This is a genomic window from Longimicrobium sp. (genome assembly GCF_036388275.1).
Lineage (GTDB): Bacteria > Gemmatimonadota > Gemmatimonadetes > Longimicrobiales > Longimicrobiaceae > Longimicrobium.
In genome coordinates this window covers 113,751-130,148 of the sequence record NZ_DASVSF010000110.1, presented here as the reverse complement: position 1 = coordinate 130,148, position 16,398 = coordinate 113,751, and the positions used below count along the sequence as shown (strand labels likewise).

19 protein-coding genes are annotated in these 16,398 nt (G+C 70.1%); 15 read left to right on the top strand and 4 right to left on the bottom strand.

What is annotated here, in order from left to right; translation table 11 throughout:
• Positions 1-61: 61 nt before the first annotated feature.
• Together VF632_RS25700 and VF632_RS25695 are read right to left on the bottom strand one after the other, a co-directional pair.
• On the bottom strand, positions 62-2,059 hold the full coding sequence (locus tag VF632_RS25700; RefSeq protein ID WP_331025808.1) for a M56 family metallopeptidase: 1,998 nt from the start codon (positions 2,057-2,059) through the stop codon (positions 62-64).
• Positions 2,056-2,445 carry a BlaI/MecI/CopY family transcriptional regulator gene (locus VF632_RS25695; RefSeq protein ID WP_331025807.1) on the bottom strand — a complete coding sequence of 130 codons (390 nt, stop codon included), beginning with the start codon at positions 2,443-2,445 and terminating at the stop codon, positions 2,056-2,058. Before VF632_RS25695 ends, VF632_RS25700 begins: the two co-directional genes overlap by 4 nt.
• A gap of 509 nt (positions 2,446-2,954) precedes the next feature.
• On the opposite strand from VF632_RS25695, the gene VF632_RS25690 reads away from it, so the two are divergent.
• From VF632_RS25690 to VF632_RS25650, 9 genes are all read left to right on the top strand, one after another.
• On the top strand, positions 2,955-3,311 hold the full coding sequence (locus tag VF632_RS25690) for a metalloregulator ArsR/SmtB family transcription factor (RefSeq protein WP_331025806.1): 357 nt from the start codon (positions 2,955-2,957) through the stop codon (positions 3,309-3,311).
• Complete coding sequence (locus VF632_RS25685) at positions 3,292-3,789, top strand: SRPBCC domain-containing protein (RefSeq protein WP_331025805.1); 498 nt, start codon at positions 3,292-3,294, stop codon at positions 3,787-3,789. Before VF632_RS25690 ends, VF632_RS25685 begins: the two co-directional genes overlap by 20 nt.
• Positions 3,790-3,825: 36 nt before the next feature.
• Entirely contained in the window at positions 3,826-4,320 is a 495-nt protein-coding gene (locus VF632_RS25680) for an SRPBCC family protein (RefSeq protein ID WP_331025804.1), read from the top strand.
• Positions 4,321-4,713: 393 nt separating this feature from the next.
• Positions 4,714-4,950: a hypothetical protein gene (locus tag VF632_RS25675; protein WP_331025803.1), complete on the top strand. Its 237-nt coding sequence runs from the start codon at positions 4,714-4,716 to the stop codon at positions 4,948-4,950.
• Positions 4,947-5,153, top strand: coding sequence for a hypothetical protein (locus VF632_RS25670; RefSeq protein WP_331025802.1), 207 nt, complete (start codon positions 4,947-4,949; stop codon positions 5,151-5,153). Before VF632_RS25675 ends, VF632_RS25670 begins: the two co-directional genes overlap by 4 nt.
• Positions 5,154-5,184: 31 nt before the next feature.
• Positions 5,185-5,544: a nuclear transport factor 2 family protein gene (locus VF632_RS25665; RefSeq protein ID WP_331025801.1), complete on the top strand. Its 360-nt coding sequence runs from the start codon at positions 5,185-5,187 to the stop codon at positions 5,542-5,544.
• Between the two features lie 130 nt (positions 5,545-5,674).
• Positions 5,675-6,910, top strand: coding sequence for an acetyl-CoA C-acetyltransferase (locus VF632_RS25660; RefSeq protein WP_331025800.1), 1,236 nt, complete (start codon positions 5,675-5,677; stop codon positions 6,908-6,910).
• Positions 6,911-6,924: 14 nt separating this feature from the next.
• Complete coding sequence (locus VF632_RS25655) at positions 6,925-7,446, top strand: PaaI family thioesterase (protein ID WP_331025799.1); 522 nt, start codon at positions 6,925-6,927, stop codon at positions 7,444-7,446.
• Positions 7,443-8,030, top strand: a complete 588-nt coding sequence (locus VF632_RS25650; protein ID WP_331025798.1) for a TetR/AcrR family transcriptional regulator — start codon at positions 7,443-7,445, stop codon at positions 8,028-8,030. The genes VF632_RS25655 and VF632_RS25650 overlap by 4 nt, the downstream gene beginning before the upstream one ends.
• Positions 8,031-8,580: 550 nt before the next feature.
• Here VF632_RS25650 and VF632_RS25645 read toward each other — a convergent pair.
• Entirely contained in the window at positions 8,581-9,870 is a 1,290-nt protein-coding gene (locus tag VF632_RS25645) for a PQQ-dependent sugar dehydrogenase (protein WP_331025797.1), read from the bottom strand.
• Between the two features lie 218 nt (positions 9,871-10,088).
• On the opposite strand from VF632_RS25645, the gene VF632_RS25640 reads away from it, so the two are divergent.
• A complete protein-coding gene (locus VF632_RS25640; RefSeq protein ID WP_331025796.1) occupies positions 10,089-10,490 on the top strand; it encodes a YciI family protein in 402 nt (133 codons plus the stop codon).
• A 76-nt stretch (positions 10,491-10,566) separates the two neighbouring features.
• Positions 10,567-10,974 carry a VOC family protein gene (locus VF632_RS25635; RefSeq protein ID WP_331025795.1) on the top strand — a complete coding sequence of 136 codons (408 nt, stop codon included), beginning with the start codon at positions 10,567-10,569 and terminating at the stop codon, positions 10,972-10,974.
• Between the two features lie 1,211 nt (positions 10,975-12,185).
• Here VF632_RS25635 and VF632_RS25630 read toward each other — a convergent pair.
• Positions 12,186-13,217 (bottom strand): NAD(P)/FAD-dependent oxidoreductase, encoded by a 1,032-nt coding sequence (locus VF632_RS25630; protein WP_331025794.1) that lies wholly within the window; start codon positions 13,215-13,217, stop codon positions 12,186-12,188.
• Positions 13,218-13,614: 397 nt separating this feature from the next.
• Between VF632_RS25630 and VF632_RS25625 the strand changes: the two genes are divergently transcribed.
• From VF632_RS25625 to purQ, 4 genes are read left to right on the top strand one after another with little or no spacing between them, the layout of a single operon-like run.
• On the top strand, positions 13,615-14,562 hold the full coding sequence (locus VF632_RS25625) for a phosphoribosylaminoimidazolesuccinocarboxamide synthase (protein ID WP_414682915.1): 948 nt from the start codon (positions 13,615-13,617) through the stop codon (positions 14,560-14,562).
• Positions 14,559-15,437, top strand: a complete 879-nt coding sequence (gene pssA, locus VF632_RS25620) for a CDP-diacylglycerol--serine O-phosphatidyltransferase (protein WP_331025792.1) — start codon at positions 14,559-14,561, stop codon at positions 15,435-15,437. Before VF632_RS25625 ends, pssA begins: the two co-directional genes overlap by 4 nt.
• On the top strand, positions 15,434-15,700 hold the full coding sequence (gene purS / locus VF632_RS25615) for a phosphoribosylformylglycinamidine synthase subunit PurS (protein WP_331025791.1): 267 nt from the start codon (positions 15,434-15,436) through the stop codon (positions 15,698-15,700). Before pssA ends, purS begins: the two co-directional genes overlap by 4 nt.
• A complete protein-coding gene (purQ, locus tag VF632_RS25610) occupies positions 15,697-16,395 on the top strand; it encodes a phosphoribosylformylglycinamidine synthase subunit PurQ (protein ID WP_331025790.1) in 699 nt (232 codons plus the stop codon). The genes purS and purQ overlap by 4 nt, the downstream gene beginning before the upstream one ends.
• Positions 16,396-16,398 lie beyond the last annotated feature (3 nt).

The following is a 16,398-nucleotide window of genomic DNA, read 5'->3' as shown; positions in this document are numbered from 1 at the left end:
CAAGAAAGTTCGGGGGATCGAGGCGGCGCGCGCCGCCTCGATCCCGTTACAGGACTACGGGTTACGGCGTTCGGGCGCGGCCCCTGGCCTGGTCGCGGTCCACCCCGCTGGCGCGCAGCCGAATCAGCTGGTCCGCGTTCAGGTCGGCGAATCCGGCCTCCCGCAACTCGCGGACGTACGCCGCGTCGATGCGGTGGGCACGCAAGTCCGTCAGCCGCCTGGCCGAGAGCCCCGTGAGCCCCACGCTGGCCAGCTCGCGGATGTACGCGCCGGTGACGCCCACCGCGCGCAGACCGGAGAGCGTTTCCACGTCCAGCCCCGACAGTCCGGCCGCCCGAAGGTCCGCTAGATAGTCGGCGTCCACGCGCAGGGCGCGCAGACTGGTGGCGTCATTGGCGGATACGTCGCGCACGCCCTCGCGCACCAGTTCCCTGACGAACTCCCGCGTTACGCCCACGGCGCGCATGCCGGTCAGGTCGCTCGCGGAAGCGTTGGTGAAGCCGAGTTCACGCATCTGCGCGACGAACTGCGCATCGACGCCCACGGCGCGCATCCCCGTCGCCTCGTCGGCCGAGCGCGGGTCCACCCCGGCGCGGCGCATGTCGACCAGCCAGGCCGCGGTCACTCCCACCGCGCGCAGCCCCGTCAATTCGTCCGCCGTCAGTCGCCCCCAGCCGACGCCGTTCATCTCCCGGGCGTACTCCGGGGTGACTCCGACGGCGCGCATGGAAACGAGGTCGTCGCTGCTCAGGCCGGTGTAGCCCGCGTCGCGCATCTGGCCGATGTACTCCGCGTCGACGCCTACGGCACGCATGGCGACCAGGTCGTCAATTTCGGCGCGCGCGGGCGGCGTGTCGGTCTGCGCCAGCGCTGATGCCGGACCCTTCTTCGGCGCGTCCTTGCGAGTATCCTTCGACCGCGCGTCGTCGGAGCGCCCCGACTGGAACCCGTCGTCCTCTTCGATCTCCGCACGGGCATCGTTGACGAGCGAGCCGGATTGGTGTGCAGCGGCCGCCTCGACGGGCCGCATGGCCGCGAGAGAGCCGACGATCAACAGCCCCGCGACGACGGCGAGAAGCTTGGCGCCTGCGGAGGGCACGCCCCGCGAGCGGGCGGCATCCAGCACCCACAGCAGCCGCGACTCCAGTTGTGAGGGCCGGGCCATGCTCACCAGCGCGGGCGACGCCAGCCAGGGCGAGCGGTGCGAGCGGGCGATCTCCAGCAGGTGCGAGGCGTAGTCCGACGCGCGGGTGCCCGTGCGGAGCACCAGGTCGTCGCAGGCGCGCTCGCGCTCCACGCGAAGGCGCCGCGCGGCGTACCACACGGCCGGATGCCACCAGAAGAGCGCGCAGGCCACCTGCGCCAGCGCCTGCGTCAGCGTGTCGAAGCGCTTCACGTGGGCCAGCTCGTGCGCCAGCACCGCGCGGCGGCGGTCGTCGGCCCACTGGTCGGCGTTGGCGGGCAGCACCACCGCGGGCCACAGCAGGCCGCCCGTGGCCGGCATCACCGCGCCGCGATCCCGCAGCAGCAGCACGGGACGTCGCAGCTGCAGCTGTTCCGCGGCTTCGTGCGCGCTGCGCAGCCACTCGGGGTCGTGCACCACCTGCGCACGGCGTCCCATCCGCGCCACGCCCCAGAAGCCCAGCGCCAGCCACAGCAGCCCGGCGAGCACCCCCGCGGCAACGAGACCGGCGGCGGCGCGCGGCAGCCACGCGTCGGCGGCGGAGTGGACGACCGGCATCGGCTCGGCCAGGAGCGCCCTGTCCGGCATCTCCGCGTGGAAACCGGGCTGCTCGACGAGCGTCGCCGGAGCCGTGGACGCCGGGGCCGCGGTGGACGGCAGCAGCGGAACCTCCCAGGCGGGAAGCACCACCGAGAACACGGGCAGGGCCAGGACGCCGATGACGGCGACGCACCACACCAGGTGGCGCACGGCGGCAGAGGCGCGCCAGAGCAGCGCCGAGACGGCGGCGGCCAGCAGCAGGATCAGCGTCGCCTTGGCCGCCAGCTCGGCCAGCAGGGGCAGCCACTCCGCCCCGGGCATCAGGCCGGCGCTCATTGGCCCTGCTCCCGCGCGCGGTCGATCAGCGCGGCCAGCGCGTCGAGCTCGTCGTCGGAGGGCGGCTCTTCCGAGGCGTCCATCAGCGCGGCCATGGCGGCGGCGGTGGAGCCAGCGAAAAAGGTGCGCAGCACGTGGCGCATGGCCGACTCGCGGACGTCCTCGTGCGGCGCCGTGGGAAAGTAGACGTGCTTGAGGCCTTCCTGCGCGTGCTGCAGGTGTCCCTTCTCTTCCAGGATGCGCAGCATGGCGCGCACGGCGGAGTAGCTGGGGGGATCGGCCAAGTGGGCGCGGACTTCGGACGCGCTGGCGCGGCCCAGGCGGTAGACCACTTCCATGATCTGCCGCTCGCGCCGGCCAAGGTCCAGGGGGGGACTTGCTTCCATCGGGATTCGCTCCGGGTAGACGTGCTAGTACACTAGCATGTGCTAGTGTACTAGCAGGTTTGCACGCCGTCAAGGCTTTTGTTTCGAGAGGGCCCCTCCCCCGACCCCTCCCCGCACAAACAGCGTGCGGACAGGGGAGAAACATCGCTACCACGCGGCGACCGAGTCACACATGGCTTGGGGCGGCCTCAGCCTCCGTGTCCGCCGCCGCGCGTCGGCTGGAACCCTGGCGAGCGGCGACGCGTTTCGACCTGGGCCGGCGCAATCCTCGGCTGCCCTCTCCCCCCGGCCCCCTCTCCCGCAAGCGGGAGAGGGGGAGAACTGCACCACCTTCCGGGCGCGCCACACGTCCTCCCCCCACGAGAACGAGCCAGTCCGCGAAGGCGGACTTCGTGTGGTTGTTGCAGCGAATTCATTCGCCCGACCCAGCCGGGGCCCCTCCCCCTTGACCGCGCCAACCGCTGCTCCTACTTTCCACATAGGTTAATTAACCTTTGTGGAAAGTACAGATGACGGAAGCCGATCGCCTCAGCGCCACCTTTGCCGCGCTCGCCGACCCCACGCGGCGGGCGATGCTGGCGCGCCTGGCGAAGGGCGAGGCGACGGTCACGGAGCTGGCCGAGCCGTTCGCCATGAGCATGCCCGCCATCTCCAAGCATCTGAAGGTTTTGGAGCGCGCGGGGCTGATCGAGCGTGGCCGCGAAGCGCAGTGGCGGCCAGCGCGCCTGCAGCCGGAACCCCTGCGCGAAGTGAACGAGTGGATGGAGCCGTACCGGCGGTTCTGGGAGCAGAGCTTCGATCGATTGGACGAGTACCTTCGCACCCTTCAGAGCAGGGAGCAGAGCGATGACGGCGGCAGCAAGTAGGACCGTCCCGGCGGAGACGCGGGTGGCGTGGGAGGGCGGCGACCTGGTGATCACCCGTGGCTTCGACGCACCGCGCGAGCTGGTGTACCGCGCCTGGACGACGCCCGAGCACTATGCGCGCTGGTTCGGGCCTGAGGGCAGCACCCTTTCGCCTTGTACGATGGACGTTCGCCCCGGCGGCACGCTGCACTACTGCCACCGCTTTCAGGATTACGACCCAGTCTGGGTCAAGGGCGTCTACACCGACATCGCCGAGCCGCAGCGGATCGCGTTCCGGTGCTGGTTTTCCGATGCCGAGGGCTCGGCGGTCCCGCGTCCCGGCTATCCGGCGGAGATGCACATCGCGGTGAGCTTCGCCGACGCCGGGGCCGGCACCTTGGTGACGATCCGCCAGGCCGGCCTGCCCGCGGACCACGGCGAGGTGCAGGGCTGGAAGGAAGGCCTCGATCGCCTGGCCACCTTGCTGGCGAACCACTGATCAACGTCACTCACCATCACCCGAGAGAGAAGCGCGATGACGACAGCAGAGGCAGCCGGCACGACCGCGGCAACGGGCACGGAAGACCGGGAGATCGTCCTCACGCGCGTGTTCGACGCGCCGCGCGAGCTGGTGTTCCAGGCGTACACCCAGCCGGAGCACCTGGCGAAGTGGTACGGCCCCGACGGCTTCACCATCACCACGTTCGAGCACGACTGCCGCGTGGGCGGAAGGTGGCGGTTCATGATGCACGGGCCGGACGGGAAGGATTGGCCCAACCGCATAGAGTACCGCGAGGTGGTGCGCCCCGAGCGCCTGGTGTTCGACCACGGCCGGGATGAAGACGACGATCCCCATCAGTTCTTCGTGACGATCACCTTCGACGATGAGGGCGGAAAGACGCGCCTGACCTCGCGCATGCTGATGCGCACCCGCGAGCAGCGCGAGGCCAGCATCAAGTTCGGCGCGGTGGAGCTGGGCAACCAGACGCTGGCACGCCTTGCGGAGTACCTGGAATCGATGCCCCGCTGAGGCAAAGCGGCTTCCCGCGCGTGCACGAACCCCAGGCTGAGGTGCGGCCAGGAAGGCCCGGCGCTCGGGCCGGCGCCCCCCATCCCCAACCCTTCCCCCGCAAACTGCGCGGGGGAAGGGAGCCAGTCGGTTGCGCCAGGCCGGCAGAAGCGCGATTCAGGTCTCCCCCTCCCCTGCGTAGCGGGGGACGGGGGCCGGGGGGAGGGGGCTCCCGAAGGAATGCGCCGGCACCTGTCCCACCGCAATCGAAGTTCTCCCTCTCCCGCGCGGTTTGCGGGGGAGGGGCCGGGGGAGGGGGAACCACGTGTCGATCCCACGCCTTCTCGTTCGACGTATGGGTACCAGGCCAGCGGGCGCCTGATCCGCGCCGAACCCGAGCGAACGAGTGCCACCATGACCCAGCGAACGGCCGATCTCCCGCGGGCCATCCCCGCCCTGCTGCGCCCCTGCCCGTTCTGCGGCGGCCCGGCGGCGCTCGAGCCCGATCCGTGGTTGAGCGAGAGCTTGCGCATCACCTGCGGAAACGCGGGCTGCCAGGTGAAGCCCAGCACCGAGTACCTGCTGCCCTGCTTCACCGACGAGCTGTGCGCCGCGTGGAACGGCAGGCCCGCGATGGAGGAGGCGAGATGAGCGCCGGTCCGGTGGAAAGCGATCTACCCGCCGGCATTGGCAGGCCCGCGCACCGGGCGCTCGTCGCGGCTGGCTACACGCGGCTGGACCAGCTCGCCGGACGGAGCGCGCGAGAACTGCTGAAGCTGCACGGGATGGGACCCAAGGCCCTCGGCCTGATCCGCATCGCCCTTACCGAGCGCGGACAATCCCTCGACGATTGATCACTCCCCAACCACCCACCGAAGCCCTCCCATGACCGACGACTCGACAGCAGATCTGGTCCGCCGCTACTTCTCGGCCTACCAAGTGGCGGACCGCGAGCAGTTGGAGGCGCTGCTCGCGGATGATTTCACCTTCACCAGCCCCTGGGACGACCACATCAGCCGGGCGACGTACTTCTCGCACTGCTTTCCCCACGCAGGCTCGTTCCGCTTCCGCGAGCCCATGACCATCTTCGCGCAGGGCGACGAGGCCTTCGTGCGCTACGAGACGGAGGGAAAGCCCGGCGGCACTTTCCGCAACGCCGAGTTCTTCCGGATCGAGGCCGGTCGCATCCGGTCCATCGAGGTGTTCTTCGGATTCATCCCCAGCGCCACGTCCTCAGCGGACTGAGTCCGGATCAGGTGCGCGATCCAAGCCGGAGGGTGGACTTCCCACTCTCCGGATCTTCTTGCCTGGATGAGATGATGGATATAATATTACCATCGTCATCCAACGAGGATGCTCACCGGGAGAAAGCGACATGGCCGACGCATACATCATTGACGCGGTGCGCACGCCGCGCGGGCGGGGCAAGAAGGGCAAGGGCGCGCTGACGGAAATCCATCCGCAGGAGCTGCTGGCGCAGACGCTCCGCGAGCTGGCGCGGCGGGCGGAGATCGATCCCGCCGACGTGGACGACGTGGTGGTGGGCGTGGTGTCGCAGGTGGGCGAGCAGGCCTCCAACATCGCGCGCAACGCGGTGCTCGCCGCCGACTGGCCGCTGCACGTGGGCGGCGTTTCGCTCAACCGCTACTGCGGATCGGGGCTGCAGGCGGTGAACTTCGCGGCCATGGGCGTGATGAGCGGCGCGCAGGACGTGGTCGTCGGGGCCGGCGTGGAAAGCATGTCGCGCGTGCCCATGGGCAGCGACGGCGGCGAAGGCGACGGCATGAACCAGCACCTGCGCCGCAAGCACGCCCAGGTGCCGCAGGGCATCAGCGCCGACCTGATCGCCACGATGGAGGGCTTCACCCGCCAGGAGCTGGACGCGTTCGCGCTCCGGTCGCAGCGGTTGACGGCCGATGCGCAGCGCGAGGGCCGCTTCAGCCGCGCCCTCTTCGCCGTGCGCGATCCGGAGACGGGCGCCGTCGCGCTGGAACAGGACGAGTTCCCGCGGCCGGAGACCACGATGGCGGCGCTGGCCGGGCTGCCCGCCGCGTTCCAGGGGGCCGGCGCCACCCCCGCGGGGCCGAACGGCGAGACGCTGGACGAGATCGCGCTCGCCCGCTTTCCGCGCGAGGGCGGAATCCAGCACCTTCACACGGCGGGCAACTCCAGCGGCATCGTAGATGGCGCCGCGGCGGTGCTGCTCGCATCGGACGCGTACGTGCGCGAGCACGGGCTGAAGCCGCGCGCCCGCATCCGCTCGATGTCCATCTTTGCCGAAGACCCGGTGATCATGCTCACCGCCCCGGCGGAAACGGCACGAAAGGCGCTGCGGAAGGCCGGGATGCAGGCGGCGGACATGGACCTGTGGGAGATCAACGAGGCCTTCGCCGCGGTGCCGCTGCAGACCATCCGCCGGCTGCACATCGACCCGGAGCGGGTGAACGTGAATGGCGGCTCCATCGCGCTGGGCCATCCGCTGGGCGCCACCGGGGCCATGCTGCTTGGCACGGCGCTCGACGAACTGGAGCGCCGCGGCCTGGCCACGGCACTGGTGACGCTGTGCATCGCGGGCGGCCAGGGCGTGGCCACCGTCATCGAACGCGTCTGAAACGGGAGGGGAAGATGAGCGTGGACGAGGCGGCGGTCCGCACGCGGACGATCACCTGGCACGACCCGATGCCCGGCGCCAAGGCGGGCGCGCGGATGAGCGGGCTGGACTACCTGCGGGCGATGGCATCCGGCGACCTGCCCCCGCCGCCCATCATGGCTACGATGGGCATCGGAATGCAGGAGGCGCAGGAGGGGCGCGTGGTCTTCTACGCCGATCCCGACGAGTACCACTACAACCCCATCGGCGTGGTGCACGGCGGGCTGGCGGCCACGCTGCTGGACACGGCGATGGCGTGCGCCGTCCACTCCACCCTTCCGGCGGGCGCGGGCTACACCACGCTGGAGTTCAAGGTGAACTTCGTCCGGCCGCTGACGCGCGACACGGGGCGCGTGCTCTGCGAGGGCGTCACCATCCACGTCGGCGGGCGCGTCGCCACGGCCGAGGCCCGGCTGACCGACGCGGAGGGGCGGCTGTACGCGCACGCCACCACCACCTGCATGGTGTTTCGCCCCGGCGCGGAGAAGGGGGGATGACGCGCTATCCCAGCGGCCACAAGGAACGCACGCGCGAGCAGATCGTGAGCGCCGCCGCGCGTGCGTTTCGCGAAGAGGGCGTGGAAGGAGTGAGCGTGGGCGAGGTGATGGGCCGCGCGGGCCTCACTCATGGCGGCTTCTACGCCCACTTCCGCAACAAGGACCAGCTCGTGGCCGAGGCGTGCGGATGCGCGCTGGAGCAGTCCACCGCCCGGCTGATCGACATCGCGCGGAACGCACCGCCGGAGGAACGGCTTGCGGCGTTCATCGGCGCGTACGCCAGCCCCACCCATCGCGACGACCCCGGCGCCGGATGCCTGATGCCGGCGCTGGCGGCCGAGGTGTCGCGCCACTCGCCCGAGGTGCGCACGGCGTTCACCGGGAGTTTTCAGCAGGGGATCGCCATGCTGGCCCGGCTGCTTCCGCAGATGGAGGGCGCGGACCGGACCGACCGGGCGCTGGCGCTGATGTCGGGACTGGCAGGCGCCGTGATGCTGGCCCGCGCCGTGGACGATCCCGTCCTCAGCGACCGCATCCTCCAGGCCTCCCGCGACGCCTTCACCGCCGCGTTCGCAAAGGGCTGATCCTGAGCAACCCGTAAAGGATTTGCGCCTCGGCCGTGCTCCGCAGCGACTGCGGGGGATCCGCTACACACTCCAGGGCGCGCCACACACTCTGCGCCACGCGAGACCAGGCCAGTCCGCGAAGGCGGACTTCGTGTGGTTGTTGCAGCGAATTCATTCGCCCGTGCAGGGATGGGCGTTGCTCCCTGAAGGCAGGTCGGAGCGCTTCGAAGAGGGCCGTGCAGTCCTCGGCTGCCCTCTCCCCCCGGCCCCCTCTCCCGCAAGCGGGCGCAAGCGGGAGAGGGGGAGAACTGCACCACCTCACGGGCGCGCCACACACGCCTCTCCACACGAAAACAAGCCAGTCCGCGAAGGCGGACTTCGTGTAGTTGTTGCAGCGAATTCTTCATTCGCCCGGCCCAGGCGAGGCATGCGCCGGCAACAGGGATGATCCATGGGTCTGAGCCTGGGGCGCGCCCCTGTCATCCCGCTGGGGACGCATCACGCGAAGAGACGCAGGCGAGAATGTTCTCTCCTGCGTCTCTGCGACTCTGCGTGATCCCCCTGCAGTTCAGCTCCGCGGCGCGATCCGCCAGAGTTCGGCGCTGTCCTCGTCGGTGATCACGTACAGTGCGCCGTCCGGCCCCTGGCGCACGTCGCGGATGCGCTTGCGGCGGTCCGTCAGCAGGTGCTCCTCACCCGTCACGCGGTTGCCCTGGATCACCAGCCGCACCAGCCGCATCTCGCGCAAGCCGCCGATGAACAGGCTGCCGCGCCACGCCGGGAACGCAGTGCCCGTATAGAACTGCGCGCCCGACGGGGCGATCACCGGGTCCCAGTAATACACCGGCTGCTCGAAGCCCTCGCGCTGGGTGGACGCGCCCGTGATGGCCTGCCCCGAGTATTCGATCCCGTAGGTGGTGATCGGCCAGCCGTAGTTCTTCCCCGCCTGCACCAGGTTCACCTCGTCCCCGCCCCGCGGGCCATGCTCCACGATCCAGAAGCGGCCCTGCCCGTCGAAGGCGGCCGACTGGATGTTGCGATGGCCCGTGGAGAAGATTTCCGGCAGCGCGCCGGACTGCCCCACGAACGGGTTGTCGCGCGGCACCGAGCCGTCGGGGTTGATGCGCAGCGTCTTGCCAAGGTGGCTGCCCATCTGCTGCGCCTGTGGCCGCGTCTGGGGGTCCGAGCGCTCGCCCATCGTTACGTACAGCATTCCGTCGGGCCCGAACGCCAGGCGCGAGCCGAAGTGCATGTTGTTGGCGTACGTGGGCCGCGTGCGCAGGATCACCCGCACCTGCTCCAGCCGCGATCCATCCGCCGAAAGCACCCCGCGCGCGACGCTGGTGCCGTTGCCTCCCTCACGCGGCTCGGTGAAGCTCCAGAAGACGGTGCGGTCCGTGGCGAACCGCGGGCTGAGCGCCGCGTCCAGCAGGCCGCCCTGGCCGCGCGGGTCCACCGGCGTCACCCCCGCGATGGGGGCGCCCACTTGGCCGGCGGCGGAGACGATCCGCATCTGCCCGGCCTTTTCCGTCACCAGGAAGCGCCCGTCCGGGAGCGGTTCCACCGACCACGGCTTCTGCAGCCCGCGGGCGACCACGGCCACGTCATACGCCACGTTGGAGTTCACGCCGCACCCCCGCGTCTGCCCGGCGAACGCCGGCTGGGCGGATGTTGCGTTCGCCGCCCGCGTCTCCAGCGGCGTGCAGTCAGCGGACTGGGCGGCGGGCGGCTGCGTAGCCGGGGTCCCGGCCGTCGGCTGGGTCTCGGCGGGGGCGCTGTCGGGCGCGTCGGTGCGGGGCGCGCAGGCCGCCATCAGGCCGGCGAGCACGGGAAGGGCGAGCACGACTCTCATCTGCATGGCTCTGTGTATCCTCTGAGCGGTCGGTTCGATCAGGTGGAACGTCCACCGGCCGCGGACCCGGTGCAAAATGCGGGCGACGGGCGCCGCTAACGGATGCACGCGTAAGAGGCCACGTCGTGATCTGGCGCTTCCGTGGCGGGGAAAGCAGTTTGCCGGAGCACGCGCGGACGCCCGTGCGCCCGCCGCCGACTCACCCCGAAGAGAGCGACACGACGATGCGGTTCATGATCATGTTCAGGAACGACGGCGACAGCGAAGTCGACGTGCCGCCGTGCATCGACCTGGACGAGATGGGCAACCTGATGCACGAGCTGACGTCCACCGGCGTGCTGCTGGCCACCGAGGGGCTGAAGCCGAGCGAAAAGGGCGCGCGCGTCCGCATGACCGGAGGCAAGCGCGTGGTGGTGGACGGCCCGTTCACCGAGGCCAAGGAGCTGATCGCCGGCTTCGCCCTGGTGCAGGTGGAATCGAAGCAGGCCGCCATCGACCTGGCGGAGCGCTTCCTTCGCGTGGCGGGCCAGGGCTCGGCCGAGGTGCGCGAGGCCTTTCAGCCGGATTCGACCGAAGACAGCGCGGAAGACGCCGCGGCCCGGCTGCGCTCCCCGGCGCTCGTATAGCACCCGTGTCGATTTCGCGATTCGTCGTTCGACGTCCAGGCAGAGAGCAGTACCCACCCAACACCACGAGGACAGCATGTCAGACACGACGAATCCCCCGGTGATCACCGGCGTCACCCCGTACCTGATGGTGCGCGGGGCCAGCGAGGCCTCCGCGTTCTACCAGACGGCGTTCGCCGCCGAGGAGCTTTCCCGCCAGCCCGCGGGCGACAGCGGCAAGCTCATGCACTGCCACCTGCGGATCAACGGCGCCGACGTGATGATGTCGGACGAGTTTCCGGAGCACGGATACAGCCTGGGGGATGGCCCCAACGGCGTGACGCTTCACCTGCAGGTGGACGACGCAGACGCGTGGTTCGAGCGCGCCGTGGCCGCGGGCGCCACGGTGACGATGCCCATCGCCGACCAGTTCTGGGGCGACCGCTACGGGCAGCTGAAGGACCCGTTCGGCCACAGCTGGTCCATCGGCTCGTCGAAGAAGTAGGGGCCCTCACCAGACTGGCCCCGGCGCATTCCGTGGGCGCCCCCCGTCCCCAGCCCTTCCCCCGCAAACAGCCGCGGGGGAAGGGAGCCAGTGTAGTGCACGTCCGTCGATGCCGGTGCGTGCCAAAGTTCTTACCGCACCACAGCCTGTCATCCTGAGGGCCCAGGCGCACCAGATCTGCCCGCGGCACATCCTCCGCGGGCCGAAGGATCTTGCCTCGGCCGGCACGAAGCCCGGGCGCGGCAGCGGTCACCGGTGCAGAGGCCTCGGCCGTGCTGGGGCGACTAAAGTCGCGGCTGGCAAATCACGAAGTCCGCCTTCGCGGACTGCACGGGCGAGTCGAGCGCACCAAGCCGGCCGGAGCGCATACGAATTCTCACCTCTCCCGCTTGCGGGAGAGGTGCCGGGGGAGAGGGCAGCCGGGGAATGCGCCGGAGCCATCGAAGCGCACCTCACCTGGTCAGCATCCCCAGCCCAAACACCGGCCCGGGCCCAAGGCGGCGCTGTCCGAGGCCTCGGCTTTCGTGACCGCTGCCGCGCCCAGACGATTACGTATCCGCGGCTAGATCCTTCGGCCCGCGAAGGTGGTAGCAGGGGCAGGTTCGGCGCGCTTGGGCCTCAGGATGACAGGCCCTGGTGCGGCGAAGGGCCTGGGTAGCGCACCACACTGGCTCCCTTCCCCCGCGGGGTTTGCGGGGGAAGGGCTGGGGATGGGGGGCGGCCCGAGGCACTCGCCGGAGCCATCGAAGCGCATCTCATCTGGTGAGCATCGCCAGCCCGGGCACCGGCACTCGTCGATAGGCGCCGCTGCCCGAGGCCCCGGCCTCCGTGACCGCTGCCGCGCCCGACCGATTACCCGTCCGCAACTAGATCCTTCGGCCCGCGAAGGTGGTGGAAGGGGGTGGTTCGGCGCGCCTGGGCCTGAATAGAAAAAGTCCAGTTCGTCCAAATCATAAACGGCGCCCGCGAGCCTTTTTCATCCCTCAGGGTCGGCCGGAGGACGGTGAAAGACTCAGGATGACAAGGCCTTGGTGCGCGGCGGAGGGCTTGGGTGGCGCACCACACTGGCTCCCTTCCCCCGCGGGGTTTGCGGGGGAAGGGCTGGGGATGGGGGGCGCCCGCGGCACGCATCCACCCTGATCGAACCGCGATCGACCTTCTCTCCTCTCCGCACGCAGTTTGTGCGGGGAGGGGCCGGGGGAGGGGCGCCCCTACTCCCCCTCGTCGTCCTGCTTGAACAGCTTGAGGTTCGTGGAGTGGCCGGGGTTCACGCGGGCCTTGGGGTTCAGGTAGTGCACCGCGTTGTTCACCGCCACCGCCGCCTCGCCGTACCCCGTGGCGATCAGCTCCAGCTTGCCGGGATAGTGCACCACGTCGCCCGCCGCGTACACGCCGGCGATGTTGGTTTCCATCAGCTGCGACACCTTGATGGTGTTGCGCTCCAGCTCCAGCCCCCACCGGCCGATGGGGCCCAGGTCCGGCTTGAAGCCCAGGAGCGCGACCACCGCCTCCACGTGAAGCTCCTCCGCTTCCTTGGTGTCGTTGTTGATCAGCGTCACGCGCGCCACGCAGCCGCCTTCGCCGCTGATCTCGCCCACCTCGTACGGCGTGCGGATGGTGACGTCGCCGCGCTCCGCCGCCTGCCGCATCTCGAGCACCGTGCTCCTGTGCGCGCGGAACTCGTCGCGGCGGTGGATCAGCGTGATCTCGCGCGCGATGCCGCGCAGCCCCAGCACCCAGTCCACCGCCGAGTCGCCGCCGCCGATGATCAGCACGCGCTTGCCGCGGAAGTCCTCGGGCTGGCGCACGTGCGTGTGGACCCCGCCCGTATCGGAGTAGTGGTCCGCCCACCCCGGGCACTCCAGCACGCGCGGGTTCAGCGCGCCCTTGCCGGCCGTGATCACCACCGTCTTCGTGAGGAACTCGCCGCGGGGCGTCACCAGGCGGATGTGGCCGTCCTCGGGAACCAGCTGCTGCACCTCGGCCTCCAGCACCACCTCGGGGCCGAACTGCGTGCCCTGCTCGATCATGTTCTTCGCCAGGTCCTTGGCCAGGATCTTGGGCAGGCCGCCGACGTCAAAGATGTACTTTTCGGGATACAGGGCCATCAGCTGCCCGCCCAGCTGCGGCAGCGCGTCGACGATGCGGCACGACATGCCGCGCAGGCCCGCGTAGAAAGCGGCGAAGAGCCCCGTTGGCCCCGCGCCGATGATGGTGATGTCCTTGATGCCGTCGTCGCTCACGCGCCCGCTCCGTCCGTGCGGCGAAGAAAAGTGCGGCCGGGCAGCGGTGCCCCGGCCGGTTCTGGCGGTTCATATACGGGCGGGTGCGGCCCGACGCAAGACGGTTGGTGCGCGTCGAAGGGCTCTGGCGCATGCCACGGCCGCCCCCCATCCCCCGACCCCTTCCCCCATACACCCCATGGGGGAAGGGGAGAAAGACACATCCGCGGGTACGGGTTCGAATTCTCCTCTCCCCATGCAGTTTATGGGGGAGAGGCCGGGAGAGGGGGGCGCCGGGGCATGCGCCGCATCCTGTCGAAGGCCTCCGCCCTCGTCTCGCGGACGTGGTTGCCCGGCCCCTGCCCGGCACGTAAATTCGCGCCTCAATCGCCTCACGCCCCTCTGGACGGAGCGCCCGATCCTGAACGCCACCCTGGTCAGCACCGACCTTCCCTTTCCGCTGAGGGTGCGCGGAAAGGTCCGCGACGTGTACGACCTGGGCGACGCGCTGCTGATGGTGGCCACCGACCGCGTCAGCGCCTTCGACGTGGTGATGCCCGACCCGGTTCCCCGCAAGGGCGAAGTCCTCACCCTGATCTCCGCCTGGTGGTTCGCGCGCACCGCCGACCTGGTGCCCAACCACGTCCTGTCCATCGACCCCGACCACATCGCCGCCCGCTACCCCGCCCTAGCGCCCCACCGCGCGTCGTGGGAACGGCGCGGCATGCTGGTGCGAAAGCTGGAGCCGTTCCCGGTGGAGTGCGTGGTGCGCGGCTACCTGAGCGGCAGCGCGTGGAAGGAGTACCGTGAGTCGGGCACGCTGGCCGGCGAGCCGATGCCGCCGGGGCTGCGCGAATCCAACCGGCTGGAAACGCCGATCTTCTCCCCCGCCACCAAGGCCGAGTCCGGCCACGACGAGAACATCCCCTTTGGGCGGATGCAGGAGATCGTCGGCGGCGAGGCGGCGGAGCGGCTGCGCGACGCATCGATGGCGCTGTACGATCGCGGACGCGAAACGGCGGCGAGCGCGGGGATCATCATCGCCGACACCAAGTTCGAGTTCGGCCGCGACGCGGACGGGACGATCCGCGTGATGGACGAGATGCTGACGCCCGATTCGTCGCGCTTCTGGCCGGCGGACCGGTACCAGCCCGGCCGCGGGCAGCCGTCGCTCGACAAGCAGCCCCTGCGCGACTGGCTGGAGGAGCTGACGGCGCGCGGCGCGTGGAACAAGGCGCCGCCGGGCCCCGCCCTGCCGCCGGAGGTGGTGGACGAAACCTCGCGCCGCTACCAGGACGCCTTCCGCCGGCTGACTGGCATGGCGCTGGACGACTTTCCCCTGCGCGACCCCGGAGCCGCCGGATGATGGTCGATTCGATGTCGCCCCGGCGGCGGCGCCTGCGCCGCGGCGTGGTGATCCTGCCCAGCGCCTTTACGCTGGGCAACCTGTTCCTGGGCATCTGGGCCATCGTCAACGCGTCGCGCGGCGAGTACTTCACCGCGGGATGGATGATCGTGGGCGCGGCCATCATGGACCTGCTGGACGGCCGCATCGCCCGCTTCACCGCCACGGGCAGCGCCTTCGGCGAGGAGCTGGACTCGCTGGTGGACGCCATCTCGTTCGGCGTGGCGCCCGCGCTGATCGCCTACTTCGCCTTCTTCAGCACGGGCGGCGAGTGGTCGTGGATCCTCGCCTTCCTGTACATCGTGGCCGCCGTGTTCCGGCTCGCGCGCTTCAACATCGAGCAGGCGGGAACCGCCAAGGCCGCGTTCCACGGACTTCCCTCCCCCACGGCCGGCGCCTGCCTGGCCACCTACTACGCGTTCACCGAGACGCCGTTCTGGGCCGCGTGGCTGCCGCACGTGCCAGTGGTGCGCATGGCCGGGTGGCTGCTGATGCTGCTGGGCGTGCTGATGGTGAGCAATGTCCTGTACCCGGTGGTGCCGCGGTTCGGCACGCGCACCTGGAGCGGGCGCTTCGCCATCTTCCTGGCGGTCGTTTCGCTGGTGTCGGCGTTCACCTATCCGGCGTACTTCTTCTTTCCCTTCAGCATGCTGTACATCACCTACGGGCTGGTGAAGTCGGTGCTGGGCGGATTCGAGGAGCGGCTTCCCGCCCGCGACCCGCTGGAAGAGGAAGTGGACGACGGCGAGGCCGACGACATGCGGGAGCTGGAATACGAGGAAATGCGCCCCAAGCCGGGGCTTCGCGAACCCATGGACAGCGGGAACCAGGCGTGACGGAATACAGCATCGAGGTGCGGGTGACGCCGCGGCGCGGCATCCTGGACCCGCAGGGCAAGGCGGTGGGCGGGGCGCTGGCCTCGCTCGGCTTCAGCGGCGTGGGCGAGGTGCACGTGGGCCGCATCATCGTCTTCTCCCTTGCGGCGGAGGGCGAACCCCAGGCGCGCGAGACGGCGGAGGGGATGTGCCGGCAGCTGCTGGCCAACCCGGTTACGGAGGACTTCCGGATCACCGTGTCGCCGGCGGAGAGCGTGGGATGAAGATCGGCGTCGTGACCTTCCCGGGGTCCAACTGCGACTACGACTGCTACAAGGCGGTCGAGGAGCTGCTGCAGGCAGAGGCCGTGTACCTGTGGCACAAGGAGCACGACCTGCAAGGCGTGGATGCCGTGTTCCTGCCTGGCGGCTTCAGCTACGGCGACTACCTGCGCTGCGGGGCCATCGCCGCGCACAGCCCCATCATGCGCGAGGTGATGGAGTTCGCCGCCGCGGGGGGGCCGGTGGCGGGCATCTGCAACGGGTTCCAGATCCTCTGCGAGAGCGGGCTGCTCCCCGGCGCCCTGGTGCGCAACCGCACACTGAAGTTCCGCTCCCGCGCCGTCCATCTCCGGGTGGAGCGCGCGGAGCCGCCGTTCACCTCGGAGTACGAGGTCGGTCAGGTGCTGCGCATCCCAATCGCGCACGGCGAGGGGTGCTACATCGCCGATCCCGCGGTACTGGACGAACTGGAGGCGAACGGGCAGGTGGCCTTCCGCTACTGCGACGCGGAGGGCAACGTGGTCCCCGCGGCCAACCCCAACGGGAGCGTGCGCAACATCGCGGGCATCGTGAATGCCGCGGGCAACGTGCTGGGGATGATGCCGCACCCGGAGCGCGCGGTAGATCCCCTGCTGGGCAGCACGGACGGCGCGTCGGTGTTCCGGGCGCTGGCGGGGCATCTCAGCGCTGCTCAGTAGCGG

Excerpts from the sequence above, each read along its gene's own strand:
- VF632_RS25670 (WP_331025802.1), top strand. The coding sequence starts at position 4,947 with ATGAGCGCCGGTCCGGTGGAAAGCGATCTACCCGCCGGCATTGGCAGG.
- VF632_RS25635 (WP_331025795.1), top strand. The coding sequence starts at position 10,567 with ATGTCAGACACGACGAATCCCCCGGTGATCACCGGCGTCACCCCGTAC.
- VF632_RS25640 (WP_331025796.1), top strand. The coding sequence starts at position 10,089 with ATGCGGTTCATGATCATGTTCAGGAACGACGGCGACAGCGAAGTCGAC.
- VF632_RS25685 (WP_331025805.1), top strand. The coding sequence starts at position 3,292 with ATGACGGCGGCAGCAAGTAGGACCGTCCCGGCGGAGACGCGGGTGGCG.
- VF632_RS25700 (WP_331025808.1), bottom strand. The coding sequence starts at position 2,059 with ATGAGCGCCGGCCTGATGCCCGGGGCGGAGTGGCTGCCCCTGCTGGCC.
- VF632_RS25655 (WP_331025799.1), top strand. The coding sequence starts at position 6,925 with ATGAGCGTGGACGAGGCGGCGGTCCGCACGCGGACGATCACCTGGCAC.
- pssA (WP_331025792.1), top strand. The coding sequence starts at position 14,559 with ATGATGGTCGATTCGATGTCGCCCCGGCGGCGGCGCCTGCGCCGCGGC.
- VF632_RS25695 (WP_331025807.1), bottom strand. The coding sequence starts at position 2,445 with ATGGAAGCAAGTCCCCCCCTGGACCTTGGCCGGCGCGAGCGGCAGATC.
- VF632_RS25650 (WP_331025798.1), top strand. The coding sequence starts at position 7,443 with ATGACGCGCTATCCCAGCGGCCACAAGGAACGCACGCGCGAGCAGATC.
- VF632_RS25660 (WP_331025800.1), top strand. The coding sequence starts at position 5,675 with ATGGCCGACGCATACATCATTGACGCGGTGCGCACGCCGCGCGGGCGG.
- VF632_RS25675 (WP_331025803.1), top strand. The coding sequence starts at position 4,714 with ATGACCCAGCGAACGGCCGATCTCCCGCGGGCCATCCCCGCCCTGCTG.
- VF632_RS25690 (WP_331025806.1), top strand. The coding sequence starts at position 2,955 with ATGACGGAAGCCGATCGCCTCAGCGCCACCTTTGCCGCGCTCGCCGAC.
- VF632_RS25645 (WP_331025797.1), bottom strand. The coding sequence starts at position 9,870 with ATGCAGATGAGAGTCGTGCTCGCCCTTCCCGTGCTCGCCGGCCTGATG.
- purQ (WP_331025790.1), top strand. The coding sequence starts at position 15,697 with ATGAAGATCGGCGTCGTGACCTTCCCGGGGTCCAACTGCGACTACGAC.
- VF632_RS25665 (WP_331025801.1), top strand. The coding sequence starts at position 5,185 with ATGACCGACGACTCGACAGCAGATCTGGTCCGCCGCTACTTCTCGGCC.
- VF632_RS25680 (WP_331025804.1), top strand. The coding sequence starts at position 3,826 with ATGACGACAGCAGAGGCAGCCGGCACGACCGCGGCAACGGGCACGGAA.